14 protein-coding genes are annotated in these 16,271 nt (G+C 60.7%); 9 read left to right on the top strand and 5 right to left on the bottom strand.

The window, feature by feature from the left end; genetic code table 11:
- Positions 1-4: 4 nt before the first annotated feature.
- A complete protein-coding gene (locus AC13QE_RS22625) occupies positions 5-1,333 on the bottom strand; it encodes an NtaA/DmoA family FMN-dependent monooxygenase (protein ID WP_488485339.1) in 1,329 nt (442 codons plus the stop codon).
- A gap of 286 nt (positions 1,334-1,619) precedes the next feature.
- Here AC13QE_RS22625 and AC13QE_RS22630 point away from each other — a divergent pair, with 286 nt between their 5' ends.
- Positions 1,620-3,221: an ABC transporter substrate-binding protein gene (locus AC13QE_RS22630; protein WP_488485340.1), complete on the top strand. Its 1,602-nt coding sequence runs from the start codon at positions 1,620-1,622 to the stop codon at positions 3,219-3,221.
- 36 nt (positions 3,222-3,257) lie between these two features.
- Here AC13QE_RS22630 and AC13QE_RS22635 read toward each other — a convergent pair whose 3' ends face one another.
- The 4 genes from AC13QE_RS22635 to AC13QE_RS22650 are packed head-to-tail and all read right to left on the bottom strand — an operon-like array spanning position 3,258 to position 8,277.
- Positions 3,258-4,406, bottom strand: a complete 1,149-nt coding sequence (locus tag AC13QE_RS22635) for an acyl-CoA dehydrogenase family protein (protein ID WP_488485341.1) — start codon at positions 4,404-4,406, stop codon at positions 3,258-3,260.
- 16 nt (positions 4,407-4,422) lie between these two features.
- Complete coding sequence (locus AC13QE_RS22640; protein ID WP_488485342.1) at positions 4,423-5,460, bottom strand: ABC transporter substrate-binding protein; 1,038 nt, start codon at positions 5,458-5,460, stop codon at positions 4,423-4,425.
- Positions 5,461-5,471: 11 nt separating this feature from the next.
- The gene (locus AC13QE_RS22645; protein WP_488485343.1) at positions 5,472-6,650 is read right to left on the bottom strand and encodes an LLM class flavin-dependent oxidoreductase; all 1,179 of its coding nucleotides are present in this window, start codon (positions 6,648-6,650) and stop codon (positions 5,472-5,474) included.
- A 22-nt stretch (positions 6,651-6,672) separates the two neighbouring features.
- Entirely contained in the window at positions 6,673-8,277 is a 1,605-nt protein-coding gene (locus tag AC13QE_RS22650; protein ID WP_488485344.1) for an ABC transporter substrate-binding protein, read from the bottom strand.
- 15 nt (positions 8,278-8,292) lie between these two features.
- On the opposite strand from AC13QE_RS22650, the gene AC13QE_RS22655 reads away from it, so the two are divergent.
- From AC13QE_RS22655 to AC13QE_RS22690, 8 genes are all read left to right on the top strand, one after another.
- On the top strand, positions 8,293-8,430 hold the full coding sequence (locus AC13QE_RS22655) for a hypothetical protein (RefSeq protein ID WP_188112691.1): 138 nt from the start codon (positions 8,293-8,295) through the stop codon (positions 8,428-8,430).
- A gap of 134 nt (positions 8,431-8,564) precedes the next feature.
- Positions 8,565-9,554: an ABC transporter permease gene (locus AC13QE_RS22660; protein ID WP_488485345.1), complete on the top strand. Its 990-nt coding sequence runs from the start codon at positions 8,565-8,567 to the stop codon at positions 9,552-9,554.
- Between the two features lie 11 nt (positions 9,555-9,565).
- A complete protein-coding gene (locus AC13QE_RS22665; protein ID WP_488485392.1) occupies positions 9,566-10,552 on the top strand; it encodes an ABC transporter permease in 987 nt (328 codons plus the stop codon).
- Positions 10,552-11,547 carry an ABC transporter ATP-binding protein gene (locus AC13QE_RS22670; protein WP_488485346.1) on the top strand — a complete coding sequence of 332 codons (996 nt, stop codon included), beginning with the start codon at positions 10,552-10,554 and terminating at the stop codon, positions 11,545-11,547. Before AC13QE_RS22665 ends, AC13QE_RS22670 begins: the two co-directional genes overlap by 1 nt.
- Positions 11,525-12,460 (top strand): ABC transporter ATP-binding protein, encoded by a 936-nt coding sequence (locus tag AC13QE_RS22675; protein WP_488485347.1) that lies wholly within the window; start codon positions 11,525-11,527, stop codon positions 12,458-12,460. Before AC13QE_RS22670 ends, AC13QE_RS22675 begins: the two co-directional genes overlap by 23 nt.
- Positions 12,461-12,474: 14 nt before the next feature.
- A complete protein-coding gene (locus AC13QE_RS22680; protein WP_488485348.1) occupies positions 12,475-13,533 on the top strand; it encodes an aldo/keto reductase in 1,059 nt (352 codons plus the stop codon).
- 60 nt (positions 13,534-13,593) lie between these two features.
- Positions 13,594-14,829, top strand: coding sequence for an acyl-CoA dehydrogenase family protein (locus tag AC13QE_RS22685; RefSeq protein ID WP_488485349.1), 1,236 nt, complete (start codon positions 13,594-13,596; stop codon positions 14,827-14,829).
- A gap of 3 nt (positions 14,830-14,832) precedes the next feature.
- Positions 14,833-16,254: an FAD/NAD(P)-binding protein gene (locus AC13QE_RS22690; RefSeq protein WP_488485350.1), complete on the top strand. Its 1,422-nt coding sequence runs from the start codon at positions 14,833-14,835 to the stop codon at positions 16,252-16,254.
- Positions 16,255-16,271 lie beyond the last annotated feature (17 nt).

A 16,271-nucleotide genomic window follows, 5' to 3' on the forward strand; every position in this document is an offset into this window, starting at 1 on the left:
CAAGCTATTCCATACTTACATACTTGTTGAACGGATAGGGCAGGCCGTAGCGTTCGCGCATTGTTTTCTCCTGGTAGGCCATTCTGTAGACACCGCGATCCTGAAGGATCGGGATGACGTTGGTGACGAATTCCTCGATATCGTCGGGAGCGCGTGGCGGCTGCAATGTGTAGCCATCCACCGTGCCATCGGCCCAGAGATCTATGATGGCATCGGCGACTTCTTCCGGTGTGCCGAGTACGAGGCGATGGTGGCCTTCGGAGCGGCGGACTGCCTGACGTGCGGTGAGTTGCTCGTGGGACAGAAGGTCCGAGAGACCGAGCCCCATGCCGACGGCCTGAATACGGTTGGGATCGGGGATGAAACGTTCCGGATCCAGAACAGCATCCGGATCGAAACCATCCAGATCGATGCCGTTGTCCTTGATAAAGCGGGCAATCAGCCCATCCTCGGAGCCGGCACCGCTAAAGAGTTCATGTTTGCGCAAGGCCTCTTCGCGGCTCTTTCCCAGAATGGCCACTAGGCCGGGCACGATGCGTATTCCGGAAGGGTCACGGCCCAAAGCTACGGCCCGCTCCCTGACCTTTCTGCCGAAGGCTCGGCCTGCCGGTCGGGACAGAATATTGCAGTAGATGATCTCGCCGTGGCGGGCTGCAAGATCGATCCCGCCCTCCGAGGCGCCCGCCTGAGCGATCACCGGATGGCCCTGCGGTCCGACGGGTACGTTCAACGGACCTTGCACGGTAAAATACTTGCCGGAATGATCGATCGCCTGCGCGCTTGCCGCATCCCAGAAGCGATTTTCGGGAATATCGCCTTCGCGCCTCGGATCCCAGCTCGACCAGAGCCGCTTGGCGACATCGAGGAATTCGGATGCCTTCGCGTAGCGCTCGCTGCGCGGCGGCAAGGGTTCCGCGCCGAAATTCGCGGCGACATTCGGATTGAAGGAGGACACGATGTTGATGATCATGCGCCCACCCGAAATGATATCGGCGGACTGTGTGCGTCTGGCAAGATTATAGGGCGAGTTGTAGGTGGACGACATGGTCGCGACAAAGCCGATGTCAGGCACTTGCGCCGCCAGCGCGGTGCACAGGATCAGCGGGTCGATCGTATGGAAGGGGCGGCCATTCGGATCGGTCATCAAGGCGGGGTGATCGGAGAAGAACACGGCATCGAACAGCCCTTTATGTGCCAGCTCCGTCAGCCTGCGATAGTAGTCGGGGTTGTTGATATCATGGCGGTCACCGGTGCGGTAGCGCCAGGCATTGGCGAGATAACCTGTCGTGTTGATGCCGACATTGAGATGGAGCTGTCGTCTGGTGGTCGTCATGCGGCTGCGCCTTTGTTCCGGGAGGGCGATGCACGCTAGTTCGCACTGCTAATTCTCTACAGAATTTATAGACTAATATTCCTCAGCTCCGGGAAAATAATTTCCGTCGATCATAAGCCCAGAGGGTGCCTGCATCGTTCCACGCGGCAAATGGACGAATATCTGAGTGCGGGAAGGATTGCTTTCGCAGCGAGCTAGAAAAACTGACTTTGGATCTCATGCTTTCGTAACGATGATTTTCGCAATGGGTCATCGGGCCTGTAACGCCAAATTTCGGAGCGAGCAAATGTCGATCAATCGCCGTCACTTCAATCAATTGCTGCTCCTAGGTAGTGCAGGCCTCGCCTTCGGCGGCATTCCGTTAGGGGCCGGCGCTGCTGAAACACCGGTGAGCGGCGGAACCCTGAACTGGGCTTACTATCCCGATCCGACGGCGCTGATCGCGATCAATACGTCCTCCGGCACAGGACAGGCCATCGGACCGAAGATCAATGAAGGATTGCTCGATTTCGACTACAATCTCAATCCCGCTCCATTGCTGGCGACGTCGTGGTCGGCCAGCGATGATGGTCTGCGCTACACCTTCGCGCTCCGCAAGGGCGTGAAATGGCATGACGGCAAGGATTTCACCTCCGAGGATGTCAAGTTCACCATCTTTCGCCTGAAGGAGGCCCATCCGCGCGGGCGCATCACCTTTCAGAACGTGACATCGGTCGAAACGCCCGATCCGCTGACGGCTGTCATCGTTCTGTCCAAGCCGGCACCCTACCTGATTTCCGCGCTCGGCAGTTCGGAATCGCCGATCGTGCCGAAACATATCTACGAGACCTTCAAGCCGACAGAGCAGCCGACCCTTGCCCAGACGATCGGCACCGGTCCCTTCATCCTCAAGGAGTGGGTGCCTGGAAGCCATCTGATCTTCGACCGCAACCCCAATTATTGGGACGCCCCGAAACCCTATCTCGACCGAGTGGTCCTGCGCGTCATCCTCGATCCCGCAGCAAGGGCCGCAGCACTTGAGACGGGAGAGATCGACATTGGCGCGAACCCGGTGCCGCTTTCCGACATCGAGCGATTGAAGGCGAATGCCAATCTTGTCGTCGATACCACGACCTATGCATATTCCGGGCCGCAGCAGCAGCTGTTCTTCAACTATGAGAACGAGATTCTCAAGAAGAAGGATGTGCGGCTGGCGATCGCTCATGCCATCGATCTGCAGAAGCTCGTGGACATCGCCCTGTTCGGCTATGCAAAGGTCTCTCCAAGCCCGATCAGCACGGCATTGCCGAAATGGTATGATCCGAGCATCAAGGCGCGTGAACATGATCCCAAGCTTGCCAACAAGCTGCTCGACGATGCCGGCTATCCGCGCGGTGCCAACGGCACGCGCTTCAAGCTGCGGCTTGCCTATAATTCATTTCTGCAGCCATCCTATGCCGACTTCATCAAGCAGTCACTCGTTGCCGTCGGCATCGATGCCGAAATCCTCAAGCTCGATCTCGCCACCTTCCTGAAGACCGTCTACACGGATCGTGCCTGGGATTTGGTCATCGAATCCCTGTCCAATACGTTCGACCCGACGCTTGGCGTGCAGCGCGCCTATTGGTCGAAGAACTTCAAGATCGGCCTGGTATTCTCCAATGCCAGTCACTACTCCAACCCTGAGGTCGATGCCGTTCTTGAAGCCGCTGCCGTCGAGCCGGACGAGGGCAAGCGCCGGCAGCTCTGGTACAAGTTCCAGCACATCATCCATGATGATGTCGTCTCCGTCGATCTGGTGGCGGCAGGCGCGCAGATCGTTGCCAATAAGCGGGTGAAGAATTTCGCGCCCGGAGCACAGGGCATCAACAACAGTTTCGGCCAGATATGGCTGAGCCCAAACGCCTGAGCCGGGTAGGCAGGGCTTTTGCGAACGGGAGCCGGCTTATCCAAGCCGGCTCAATGCATTCCGCGCTGCGATCGTTCGGATCATATGGCTTTGCGGTGCGTGCGAGCGGGCGGTGATCGCGTCGCGATGATGGCGCTCGAGCTGGAAGTCACGGTTGAGGCCGGGATTGCCGGCGAGCTCCAGCGCAAGGCTGGTGACGGCGACGGCATTGTCGATGACGACGTGGCGTACATGCATGCCATCCATCCCGACCGGTCGGCCCGCATCGACATCCTCTCCGAGCGAGCGCAGTAGCCGGGCGTTCGTTGCAAGTCGGACCTCTATCTCGCCCAGGCCATCCTGGATGCGTGGGACCGTCGCGATCGGTGTGCCGAGGCTTGCGGGCGTGTGGCTGCTGGCGAAGGCGAGAATGCGGTCGCGGGCAGCGCTGGCGACGCCGTGATAGACCGCACCGAGCAGGCCAAAGAAAAAGGCGGCGGCATGTTCGTTGCGGCGGATCGGTTCCGTCGCGGGCTGCGCCTCGATGACATCGTCAATCGGGATCGATACGCCCTCGAGAATGATGTCGTCGCTCGCCGTCGCGTGCATGCCGGCCGCGTTCCAGCTCTTCTCGATACGAAAGCCGGGGGCATCCGTCGGCACCAGAAACGAGGCAAGGCGCGGTTCTTCCTCGTCCGTGACGGCCAGAAGCGATACCCATTTCAGGATGGGGATGCCGGTCACATAGCTCTTATGGCCTGTGATGCGCCAGCGATCGCCGTCACGGCGTGCGATCGTCTCGGGCAGGGCGCCATGGGCGGGTGAGCCGATGCGCGGTTCGGCCTGCGCATTGTTGATCAGTGCCACTCCCTGCCTGTTTGCCGACAGCACGCGCTCGGCCAGATGCCGGGGCCATTTGCCGAGGCGGCGGATAGTAAAATGCGAGGTGTAGTGCATAGCGAGCACCAGCGCGGTCGAGGGTTCACCACGGGCGATCTCGCTGATGACGGCCTGTGCCGATGTCAGGCCCTCGCCGTGACCGCCATGGTCTCGGTCGCTGACGAGGCCGAGCAGGCCGGCATCGAAAAGCCGGTCGAAATTTTCGAAAGGGAAGGCACCCGTTGCATCGTGATGCGCGGCTGTTCTGGAAAAATCCTCGGCAAGGTTTTTCGCCTTGCCGATCAGATCATCAGTGGTCTCTATCATGTCGTTACAACGCGGTTCAGGCGACGGCGCGTTGGGCCAAACCGTCGAGATGGCGGCGGTCGACCCACTCGCCAATATCGAAATCGCCGGCCAGGAAACCGAAGTCGCGCAGGAAGTTCTTGTAGTGCTCGACGGCGTCAACCAGGTCTGGCTCCAGTCCCAGGCCAAGGTGGCGATGGATATCCGGACCGTTGGCGGCAAGAACCTGTTCTTCGGTCGCTCCGGATTCACGCGCCACGAAGCGGCGGGTTTCTTCCGGATGGGCCTCCGCCCAGGCGCTCGCCTTGAAGATTGCCTCGATCAGTTTTCGCACGAGATCTGGTCGCTGGTCGGCCAGCAGGTCATCGACCGTCAGCACCCGCGGCGAGCCGGAATTGATGCGGATTTTCGGATCGGGATGAAAACCGAATTCGGCAACCTGCACCGCACCGATGAGATTGGCAACGTTGATCCCGGCGGTTCCCTTGACGTAAATCGCGTCCACCTCGCCACGCAGGAGAGCCGCGACCTCCTCGCCATAGGCCTGCCTGCGCTTGAGGCCGAAGAGGGATGGTCCTTCCTGGCTCGCGAGCACGGAATCGGTAAGCGCAATCTCGACGATCTCGACATCGTCTTTGGAAAGGCCCTCGAGCGAGAGGGCCGAAATCAACCCCTTGAGTGCAGTGGCACGCATGAAGTCGACGATCCCTTCGGGGCGGCGGGCAATGCCGAAACGCCGGCCCTTCAGATCCCTGGTCGCCCTGATGCCGGTTCCCGGCAGCGTGATGATTGCTTGAAATTCGTCCGTCCATGTAATGCCGACAAGGCGCGTGCGGCGGCCTTCCGAGCGGGCGCGAATGGGCGGCACATTGCCGCCATGGCGAAAGGACCAATCGAGCGTGTGGTTGAAATGGCTCTGCCGGATATTCCTGTCCGGCGAGTCGATGATGGATTTCAGCGTGACGCCTTCGCTTCGAAAGCCGTCTTCGAGATAACCGAGCTGTGCTGCAAGGCCGACCGGGGTCGGAACGGGGCAGCGTGTGTACCAGATTTCGGAAATGGCATTGCTGGTCATGGTCGTTCCCTTCAGTTGCGCAGGCCGGCTTGTTTCATCAGCGGCAGGACTTCCTCGCCGAAGAATTCCAGATCGTCGCGGAAGTCGAAGAAGCTGAGCTGGAGCCCGTCGACGCCAGCCGCTTTGAGCTTGAGGAACTGGTCAACCACCTGTTCCGGTGAGCCTATGACGCGGATATTGCCGCCGATGAAGCGGTAGGGATCCTGCGGGTCGCGGCCTTTCCATGCCTGGGCATCGGAATTCAGCGACTGGAAGCCCTGCGGGGAGCGCTGATCGGCATGGGCAACAATCCGGTCCGCCAGCTCCCATGCCTCCTTCTCGGTCGGCCGGCAAATGACCATTGGATTTAGGAGAGTACGCACGGTGCGTCCGACATCGGCTGCGGCATCCTTTACCCTCTTCGTATGCGCGGGTAGGGATGCGAGTGCGCTATCGATATCGGCACCTGTCGGACTGGTGATGAAGACGATATCGGAATAGCGGCCGGCAAAGGCGATGCCTGCATCGGATCCGGTGGCGTTCACGAGGATCGGCCGACCAAAATTCGGTTTCGGTGTCACATAGCCACCGCCGAGCTTCCAGCTGCTTTCACCTTCGAAGGAATAATTCTCGTCGTCGCTCCATAGACGCTGGACGACTTCGAGAAATTCCGCTGCGAGCTCATAGCGCCTGTCATGCTCGATGCGCTGCCAGCCGAACATTTCGTGCTCGACGGCCCTGTGGCCGGTGACGACATTGATGCCCCAGCGGCCGCCGGTGATGTGATCGAGCGTGGCGCCGAACTTGGCAAGGTGCAGCGGATGCCAAGGTCCGTAGAGAACATGCATCGTCGAGATGAGCATGATCTTCTTGGTGAGGCCCGCAAGAGCTGCGGTCGAAACGAAACTGTCGAGTGCGTGGCCGTCGAAGACGCCGCCATAGCCACCCTTGGGAAGCCATTGCGATAGCGCAAACACCAGATCGAAACCCAGTTCCTCCGCGCGCAGCGTCAGCGCCTTGTTATAGTCGAAGCGCCAGTCGGTCGAGCGCTCCAGCGTCGATTGCGTCCAGCCTCCGGCCTGGATCGGCAGGAAGAGGCCGAGCAGAACGGGCTGTTTCAACGCCTGAGATAGCGGGCTGTCCGGAAAATCGGTCGGCGCGGCGAATTTCGGCAGGCCAACGATGGAGCCGGGTGCGTGCTGGATGGACATGGCGTTCTTCGCTTTCGATGCCTCAGGCGGTTGCGACATAGGCGTAGGCAAGGCTGCCAGCTATGCCTTCGCCGCCGAGCGTGTGATCTGCGATACGCTTGTTGTAGATGGTGAGTTCCGGCTGGCTGACGATGTCGAGCGCCGGCAGGTCCTCGACGAGTATCTGCTGTATCTCGCGCCATTGTTCGACGCGCTTTTTGGGATCGACTTCGATGGCGGCGGCCTCAAGAAGGGCATCGACCTTGGGGTTGCTATAGGCGGAACCATTAGAGAAGGGCACGCCGGGCTTGAAGTTCTTGCTCCAGTAAAGCCGCTGCACGCCGACCGTGGGATCAAAGAGATTGCTCATTCCTTCATAGGCGAAATCGAAATCGCGATCCGTATAGATGCGTTTGGTATAGGTGGCGAAATCCTGGCTGCGCACGCTTACCTCGACGCCGATCTTGGCGAGCGCCTGGCGGATATATTCCGAGCCTCGAATATAGGGCTCGCCGCTCGGCACATAATCGAGATTGAGGCGAAAGCGTATGCCGTCCGAGCCACGCGGGTGACCGGCCTCATCCAACAACTTTTCCGCCGCGGCAATGTCGATCGGATAGGTCTTCAGATCGGCAACATACCATTTCGTGAGGTTGGGATTGATCGGCCCGGGGATCGGTTCGCCATAGCCATAATTGATCGTATTGCGGATCACCTTCCGGTCGATGACATGTGCGAAGGCCCGCCGCACGCGGACATCCTTGAAAACCGGTTTCTCAAGATTGAATTCGATGCGGCTGACGCCGTTCGCATATTGATAGCCGCGCGTTTCGAAAGCGAGGCTCTCCACGGTCTTGAAACGCTCGAGATCGCTCAAGGGGACGGGCGTCGATGGCGCCAGATCGATCTCGCCTGTTTCGATTGCGATGGAGCGGGCAGCGGCGTCGGGAATGAAGCGGACGATCAATTGGTCGAGATAGGGACGGGGCTGATCCCAATAATCGGGATTACGTTCATAGACGATGTGGCTGCCGCGCACCCATTCCTTGAATTTGAAGGGGCCTGTGCCGATTGGGGCAAGGTTGACCGGATTCTCGGCAACCTTCGTGCCTTCATAGAGATGGCGCGGAACGATCGGAGACTCCGATGCGGCAAGCGCCGTGATCAGGTAGGGGGCAGGCTTGGACAACACCAGAGTCACGGTCAGAGGATCTGGCGTTTCTACGTCGACGAGGTTGAGAAACGTATTGCGCCCGCGTGGGTGAACGTCCTTGAGGGTCCTGATCGAAAAGGCAACATCGTCGGCGGTAAACGGCTTGCCGTCGTGCCATTTGACGCCATCGCGCAGCTTGAAAGTGTAACGCAGGCCGTCGTCGCTAACGGTCCATTGCCTGGCGAGCAGCGGCTGCGGGTTGAGATCGAAATCATAGGTCAGCAGGCCCTCCGTCACTTTCGGCGACACATAGACCGAATTGTAGGCCGTGTGAGCGATCGTCGTCAGAACCGGCGGTTCGGCGGCGAGCAGGAGGGTCGCCGAGCCGCCGCGGGAGGGGGCCGCATATGTGGCGGTTCCTGTCATGGCGGATGCGCCGAGCGCTGCCGAGGAGAGTAGAAAACTGCGACGGGTGATAGCCGGAAGTTTGATCATTTAGGATTGCCTCGCATGTCGGTGGCCGTGCTGCGACTTGCCAGCGGCGGCTGGTTTTATCTTCCCGAGGAGCCCGCTCTTGTGGGTTTTGTTTGTTCCGACAATCCGATTATTGGGAAAAATAACCACAAAATATCATTATTAAGCGATTAAGTTCCAAATAGAGCGGCGCTTTCGAGAAATTCTGGAAATATCTACCAGTACTGATTTGACAAAACCTACAGATTTAGTCAACTAATATTGCGACGCGATGATGAGAAATTCGATGACGCTGCCGAGGAGTTTCAATGTCGGCTTACATGCGGATAGGGCGAACACTACGCCGGACGGCTATTCAGGCGGTGCCGACGGTGCTTGGCATCGTCATCCTGAATTTCTTCCTGCTGAAGCTGGCGCCGGGTGATGCAGCCGACGTCATGGCAGCCGAAGCCGGCTCGGCCACGGTCGAAACCATGGCGGCCCTGCGCGAGCGCTTTGGTCTGGACAATCCGGTTCTCGTGCAGCTGGCGAACTACCTTAACAATCTCGCGCATTTCAGTCTCGGCTTCTCGCCGCGCTACGGCATGCCGGTGGCCGATCTGATCGGCCAGCGCTTGCCTGGAACGCTTAGCCTGATGTTGGCCGCGCTCGTCTTTGCGATCGTGATCGGTCTGACGCTTGGGTCATTGATGGCAAGCTTTGCCGGACGGTTGCCGGATCGGCTGATCTCGATTATCTCGCTGCTCTTCTATTCGATCCCGGGTTTCTGGATCGGCCTCATGCTGATCCTCTTGTTTTCCGTCAAGCTCGGATGGCTGCCAAGCGGTGGCGATGGCACCATCGGCTCGCGGCTCACCGGCCTGCCGGCGCTGCTGGACCGGGCGCGCTACATGGTCCTGCCGGCCATATCGCTCGCCCTTTTCTATCTCGCCATCTATGCGAGGCTGACGCGGGCCGCCATGCTTGAGGTCAAATCGCAGGATTTTGTCCGCACCGCGCGGGCGAAGGGCGTGTCGCCCTTCGTGCTGACGACGCGGCATGTGCTGCGCAATGCACTGATCCCGATCACGACCATGGCCGGCATGCATTTCGGCGGCATGCTCGGCGGTGCCGTCGTCGTCGAGACAGTCTATAGCTGGCCCGGCCTCGGAAGACTGGCCTTCGAAGCTGTCATGGCCCGCGATTTCAGCGTGCTGCTCGGCATCCTGCTTCTCTCGTCACTTCTCGTCATCATCGCCAACGCTGCAGTCGATCTTCTGCAAGCCTGGCTCGACCCCAGGATCGGAGCAAGCCGGTGAAAGCTCAGGAGCTGAAGGTCTATACGGCCACGGCGCGTGATTTCAGTGCCAAAGCATCTGAAACGCCGACAAAGCCCGCGCCTGTTCCGGAACGCCGCTGGACCCATGTTCACGCGCCCGACGCGCGCACCACGGCTGCGTCAGGCGGGCGGTGGCAGGGGCGTCGGCGCGAACTCAAGATCTTTCTGGCTAACCCCAATGCGCTCTTCGGCATGGCTGTTCTTGTCGGCATCATACTTGCGGCGCTGCTGGCACCGCTGCTTTATCCCGGTGATCCGCTGGAGATGGTGGCGCGACCGTTCCTGTGGCCCGGCCAGAATCCCGCCTATCCGCTGGGCACGGATTCCATGGGACGCGATGTGCTTGCGGGCATCCTGCATGGCGCTCGGATTTCGCTGACCGTCGGCATCGCCGCGACCCTGCTCGGTCTTGGCGCCGGCGTCACCATCGGCGCGCTTGCCGGATATTTTGGTGGTCTGGTCGATGATCTCCTCGTCAAGCTCATCGAGATCTTCCAGACCATACCGAGCTTCGTTCTCCTTGTGGTGCTGGTCGCGATCGCGCAGCCGACCACATCGACCGTGACCATTGCGATCGCGATCGTCAGCTGGCCGACGGTCGCGCGTCTCACCCGCGCCGAATTCCGCGCCATCCGCGAAAAGGATTATGTGCTCGCCGCCCGCAGCCTCGGTTTCGGCCATGCCCGCATCATCTTCCGGGAAATCCTGCCGAATGCCCTGCCGCCCTTGATCGTGACCTCGTCCGTCATGGTCGCAAGCGCGATCCTGATGGAATCGGCGCTGTCCTTCATGGGGCTTGGCGATCCCAATCGCGTTTCCTGGGGCTCCATGATCGGCGCCGGACGCGATGTCATCCGCACAGCCTGGTATCTCACCGCCTTGCCAGGTCTTGCCATCGTCTTCACGGTTCTGTCGCTCAATCTCATCGGCGACGGACTGAACGACGCCCTCAATCCGCGCTTTTCGGAGGAACGCTGATGACGGCGCTTCTGGACGTTCGCGATTTTTCCGTCGGCTTTGGTGCGACACAGCCCGTCAAAGGTGTCAGCTTCAGCGCTACGGCCGGTGAGATGCTGGCGATCGTCGGCGAATCCGGGTCCGGCAAATCGCTGACGGCTCTCGGCCTGATGGGGCTGCTGCCTCGACATGCCAAGACGGCCGGCAAGATCGTCTTTGACGGACGCGACCTCCTGAAATTGCGCGAACGCGAGCTGCGCGGCATTCGCGGGCACGACATCGCCATGATCTTCCAGGAGCCGATGACATCGCTCAATCCGGTACTCACGATTGGCGACCAGATCGTCGAAGTGTTGCGCATCCATGAAAAATTGAGCCGAAAGCAGGCGCGCCAGCGCGCGATCGAGCTGCTTGATCTTGTCAGCATTCCCGAGCCCGGCAAGCGCGTTGACGACTACCCGCATCAGCTTTCGGGCGGCATGCGCCAGCGCGTCATGATCGCCATTGCGGTTGCCTGCAATCCTCGGCTCCTGATCGCCGACGAGGCGACCACGGCGCTCGATGTCACGATCCAGGCGCAGGTGCTGCAACTGCTCGATCGCCTGCGCAGCCAGCTCAACATGGCCGTGATCCTCATCACGCATGATCTCGGCATCGTCGCGCAATGGGCCGACCGGGTCGTCGTGATGTATGCGGGACGAAAGATCGAACAGGGCCTGCCTGATGCCTTGTTCGAGACGCCCTATCATCCCTATACGCAGGGGCTGCTCGCGGCCTCGCCGCGATTGAAGGCGGACTATCACTATCGCGATGGCCCGCTGACGGAAATTCGTGGCTCGATCGTCTCGGCAGCCGGCGAGCAAGGGTGCTCCTTCCGGCCACGCTGTCCGGTGGCTCGATCAGCTTGTGCACAGTCCGTGCCGGCGCTTGTCGAGGTTTCGGCTGACCGCGAAGTGGCCTGTCCCTACGTTCCAGCCATTGCGGAGAGAGCCCATGTCGCTTCTGTCGGTCGATAGGCTTTCGACGCACTATCCGGCTGCCGCCGGAACGGTGCGAGCCGTGGATGACGTATCGCTCGAGATCCTCGAGGGCGAGACCGTAGCGCTGGTCGGTGAATCCGGCTGCGGCAAGTCGACCCTTGGCAAATCCCTGATGCGCCTCATCGATCCCACCTCCGGCCGGGTCACTTTCAAGGGGCGCGATGTCGCTGCGATGTCGGGCAAGGAATTGCAGACGATCCGCCGGCATATTCAGATGATCTTCCAGGATCCATTTGCCTCGCTCAACCCGCGCCAGACGATCCGCTCGATCCTGACGGCGCCGCTCGCCGTTCACGGCATCGGTGATCGCAAGAGCCGCGATGCCATAGCCGCCTCGATGGTTCTTCATGTCGGCTTGCCGGCGGATTCGCTCGATCGCTATCCGCATGAGTTCTCCGGCGGTCAGCGCCAACGCATCGGCATTGCCCGCGCGCTGATCCTGCAGCCGGAACTCGTCATCTGCGACGAGCCGGTTTCCGCGCTCGATCTGTCGATCCAGGCTCAGATCCTCAATCTTCTCGTCGAGATGAAGACGGAGCTTTCGCTTTCTTACCTCTTCATCTCCCATGACCTGTCGGTCGTGCGCTATTTCGCCGATCGCGTGCTGGTCATGTATCTCGGTCGCATCGTCGAAAGCGCGCCGACCGCAAGGCTCTGGAGCGAGGCCAAGCATCCCTATACGCGCGCGCTGCTTGCCGCGGTGCCCGATCCGTCGCGGCGCAAGCAGGCTGCACCGATCACCGGCGATCTGCCAAGCCCGCATAACCCGCCATCTGGCTGTCGCTTTCATACGCGCTGTCCGCTCGCAACAGACATCTGCCGGAGCGACGATCCGGCCTATCGGCAAATGGGCGGCGGCCATACGGTCGCCTGCCATCACGCACAATGAAATGGAGAAATGACATGGTCGACTATCGCTATCTCGGGCGCAGCGCGCTGAAGGTATCGCCTCTTACCCTTGGGACCATGATGTTCGGCGGCCCGACGCCCGATGACGTCGCCTTCCGCATCATCGACAAGGCTCGCGATCAGGGCATCAATTTCATCGACACTGCCGATGTCTATCACGACGGCAAGTCGGAAGAGGTGGTCGGTCGCGGCATCAAGGCAAACCGTGATCATTGGGTGCTGGCGACGAAGTTCGTCAACTCGCACAAGAAGGGTCCCAACCTCGGCGGTCATTCGCGCAAATGGGTGATCGAGACGGTGGAAAATTCGCTGCGCCGCCTCAACACCGACTATATCGACATCCTCTATTTCCATCGCGCCGTCTTCGACGCGCCGCTGGAAGAGCCGGTGCGCGCGATTGCCGATCTCATCCGGGCCGGCAAGCTCAGGTATTTCGGCGTGTCGAATTTCCGTGGCTGGCGCATCGCCGAGATTTCGCATCTCGCCGACCAGCTCGGCATTGATCGCCCCATCGCAAGCCAGCCGCTCTATAATATCGTCAACCGCACCGCCGAAGCCGAGCAGCTACCGGCCGCTCATCATTACGGTCTTGGCGTCGTCTCCTATTCGCCACTGGCGCGCGGCGTGCTGACTGGCAAGTACGAGCCGGGCAAGGAGCCGGCTGCCGATACCCGCGCCGGGCGCGGCGACAAGCGCATCCTTGAAACCGAATGGCGTCCGGAATCGATCACCATCGCCCAGGAAATCGCCGCGCATGCCGCCGCCAAGAAGGTGACCCCGGCCGAATTCGCCATCGCCTGGGTGCTGAACAACAAGCTGATCACCTCGGCGATCACCGGCCCGCGCACGGAAGAGCATTGGGATAGCTATGTGAGAGCCCTCGATGTCAAACTGACCGCAGAGGATGAAGCTCTGGTCGACCGTCTGGTCACGACAGGCCATCCGTCCACGCCCGGCTTCAATGATCCGAGCCATCCTGTCGAAGGCCGGGTTCCGGTCAGTGTTGCCGGCGATGCCGGAAACGTCGTGCCGCTCGCTCGCGCCGTAGCCTGATCATCCAGCCCAAGGCCCTGCTTGAGCGGGGCCTTTTCCTTCCGGCGCAAAGAGCCTTTCATGCCTATAACAGCTTCATCAGCCGTGCTCTCCGTACCCGTCGAAACCAATCGGGCGACGTTGCTTGCAAGAATACCCGATCTTGCTGCGGAGATCGCAAAAGGCGCTGCGCGTCGAGACCTCGAACGCGAGTTGCCGCACGAGGCCTTCAAGCTGTTCAAGGAGGCCGGTCTTGGCACATTGCGCATTCCGGTAAGCCTTGGCGGGCCGGGCGGATCAGTGCTGGATTATATCGAAATGGTGATGACGATGGGCGCCGCCGATTCCAATGTCGCCCACGCCCTCCGCAGCCATTTCAATTTCACGGAAGCCTTGCTGCTCAACCCGAATAGCGCGGTTGACCGCACGCAGCTTACCCGCGTCTTGGGCGGCAAGCTCTTCGGTGGCGCTCATACGGAGCAGGGGACGAAGCGTCCCGGAGACGTCACGACGCGGTTGACGAAGACAGGCGACAGCTTCAAGCTCAACGGTCGCAAATGGTATGCGACCGGGACGGCATTCGCCGATTTCGCCTCGTTCAGCGCCAAGGATGATGAGGACCAGCTCGTCAGCGTGCTTCTGCCCGTCGATCGCAAGGGGATCACCATTCTCGACGACTGGGACGGCATGGGGCAGCGGTTGACGGCAAGCGGCGGCGTGCTTCTCGAAGACGTCGAAGTCCTGCCGCACGAAATTTCGAGGCGTGGTCTCAATACGCTCATCGGCAGACATACCTCCACGCTGCGCCAGCTTCATCTCGCCGCCTCGATGGCAGGAGCCGTGCGCGGCGCGTTGAATGAAGGCACCGAATATGTGCGCAGACAGGCGCGCTCGGCAGCCCATAGTGCGGCCGAGACGGCCAATGCCGATCCCTTCGTGCAAAAGATATTGGGCGAGATCGCAGCCAATTCCTTCGCTGTGGATACGCTGATCCGCGAGAGCGCCCGCGCGCTCGACCGGACGGCCGAGGCCTTTGCAGGCGACGATCCGCAGATACTGGAGACGGCATTGGTCGAAAGCGCGCTGACGACGGCGCGTACCCAGATCGTCGCATCGCAGCTTGCCCTTGCTGCTGCGACGAATGTCTTCGAGCTTGGCGGCGGTTCGGCGACATCGCGGCACCTCAATCTCGATCGCCATTGGCGCAACATTCGCACCGTGCTGAACCATAACCCTTTGCTGCACAAGGCGCGCGTGGTGGGTGATTATTACATCAACGGCACCACGACGCATCTGGAAGAAGGCAAGGTCTTCTGAGTTATGTACATCGACCCGCATTCCCACCAATCCGTCGTCATCGTCGGTGGCGGTTTGGCCGGCGCCCTGACCGCGATAAAGCTGCTCGACCGGACGGAAGTGCCGCTGTCGATCACGATACTGGAGCCTCGTGAGGAGCTCGGACGCGGCGTCGCCTACAGCACGACCGAGGCCGTTCATCTCGTTAACGGGCCGGCCAGCACATTTTCCCTTCATCCGGAGGAGCCCGATCATCTCGTTCGCTGGCTCGTCGGCAATGGCGCACGATACGGCTGGGAGCCGCCCGCGGACATCGCCGGCAGCTTCCCGCCGCGCCATCTCTATGGAACCTATGTCCGCGACGAGCTGAACCGCGCGGTTGCGAGCGCGCGAGCGGGATCGACATTCCATCATGTCAGAGCTTCGGCAACCAACCTTGTTTCCGCTCCTCACAAGGTGCGGATCACGACAAGCGCGGGGGAGAGCCTAGAGGCGGATGAAGTGATCCTGGCTCTTGGTGTCTTCCAACCTCCGCTCAATCCGCGGGAAGCCTCTGTTGCGGATCATCCCGCTTTTGCGGCCTCTCCCTGGGATGCTCCCGCCTTGGATCGTGTGGCGGATGCCGACGAAATCCTGCTCATCGGCTCAAGCCTGTCGATGGTCGATGCAGTTGCCAGCATGGAGGCACGTGGCTTTCGCGGACGATATGAGGCGATATCCAGGCGCGGTCAATTGATCGAGGATCGGCGCAATGCCGAGCTGGAACGTGATTTTCTTGCCGAAGGACCGTTGCCGACGACAGCGCGATCATTGCTGTCCCTCGTCAAGGCCGAACGCCGTGCGCTGGCTGCCGCGTCCAAGGATTGGCAGGCGTTGCCGCTGGCGATCCGGCCCTACATCCTGCCTTTATGGCAGAAGGCTGATGATACGGAGAGATTGCGGTTTGCCCGTCATCTGCGGGCGTTCTGGGATGTGACGGCTCATCGGGCTGCGCCTGACAGCTATCGCGCCGTCACCGCTGCGATGGCCGAAGGCCGCTTCCGGCATCAGCCCGCGAGATTGCTCGCAATGAAGCCGTCCGGAGCCCGGATTGCAGCGACCTTGAAGACATCTTCGGGTACCCACAGGCAGTCCTTCGGCGGGGTCATCGATTGTCGCGGTCACCAGCTGCATGATTGGCGGCGCATTGCCGATCCTTTCGTCAGGAGCCTCGTTGAAAGCGGCGAAGTCCGTCCGCATAGCACCGGCTTTGGCATCGATGCCACGCCGGAGGGTGACGTCATTTCCGAAGAGGGGCGGGTTCATCGCAACATCAGCGCCATCGGCCATCCCCTTAGAGGTGTTGCCTGGGAATCGAGCTCGATCACGGAACAGCGTACGCAAGCGATCGCGCTGGCGGATCGCATCTTGAGCAAGCTCACCCCGCTTGCTCTTGCCGCTTCGTAGGGCGAGATAAGAAGGGA

Source organism: Martinezella sp. CNPSo 3957 (assembly GCF_057784395.1).

What these genes read in the sequence shown, in the direction of transcription:
- AC13QE_RS22625 (WP_488485339.1), bottom strand. Translation starts at nt 1,333, where the DNA reads ATGACGACCACCAGACGACAGCTCCATCTCAATGTCGGCATCAACACG.
- AC13QE_RS22650 (WP_488485344.1), bottom strand. Translation starts at nt 8,277, where the DNA reads ATGATCAAACTTCCGGCTATCACCCGTCGCAGTTTTCTACTCTCCTCG.
- AC13QE_RS22680 (WP_488485348.1), top strand. Translation starts at nt 12,475, where the DNA reads ATGGTCGACTATCGCTATCTCGGGCGCAGCGCGCTGAAGGTATCGCCT.
- AC13QE_RS22635 (WP_488485341.1), bottom strand. Translation starts at nt 4,406, where the DNA reads ATGATAGAGACCACTGATGATCTGATCGGCAAGGCGAAAAACCTTGCC.
- AC13QE_RS22655 (WP_188112691.1), top strand. Translation starts at nt 8,293, where the DNA reads ATGTCGGTGGCCGTGCTGCGACTTGCCAGCGGCGGCTGGTTTTATCTT.
- AC13QE_RS22690 (WP_488485350.1), top strand. Translation starts at nt 14,833, where the DNA reads ATGTACATCGACCCGCATTCCCACCAATCCGTCGTCATCGTCGGTGGC.
- AC13QE_RS22640 (WP_488485342.1), bottom strand. Translation starts at nt 5,460, where the DNA reads ATGACCAGCAATGCCATTTCCGAAATCTGGTACACACGCTGCCCCGTT.
- AC13QE_RS22670 (WP_488485346.1), top strand. Translation starts at nt 10,552, where the DNA reads ATGACGGCGCTTCTGGACGTTCGCGATTTTTCCGTCGGCTTTGGTGCG.
- AC13QE_RS22675 (WP_488485347.1), top strand. Translation starts at nt 11,525, where the DNA reads ATGTCGCTTCTGTCGGTCGATAGGCTTTCGACGCACTATCCGGCTGCC.
- AC13QE_RS22660 (WP_488485345.1), top strand. Translation starts at nt 8,565, where the DNA reads ATGTCGGCTTACATGCGGATAGGGCGAACACTACGCCGGACGGCTATT.
- AC13QE_RS22645 (WP_488485343.1), bottom strand. Translation starts at nt 6,650, where the DNA reads ATGTCCATCCAGCACGCACCCGGCTCCATCGTTGGCCTGCCGAAATTC.
- AC13QE_RS22685 (WP_488485349.1), top strand. Translation starts at nt 13,594, where the DNA reads ATGCCTATAACAGCTTCATCAGCCGTGCTCTCCGTACCCGTCGAAACC.
- AC13QE_RS22630 (WP_488485340.1), top strand. Translation starts at nt 1,620, where the DNA reads ATGTCGATCAATCGCCGTCACTTCAATCAATTGCTGCTCCTAGGTAGT.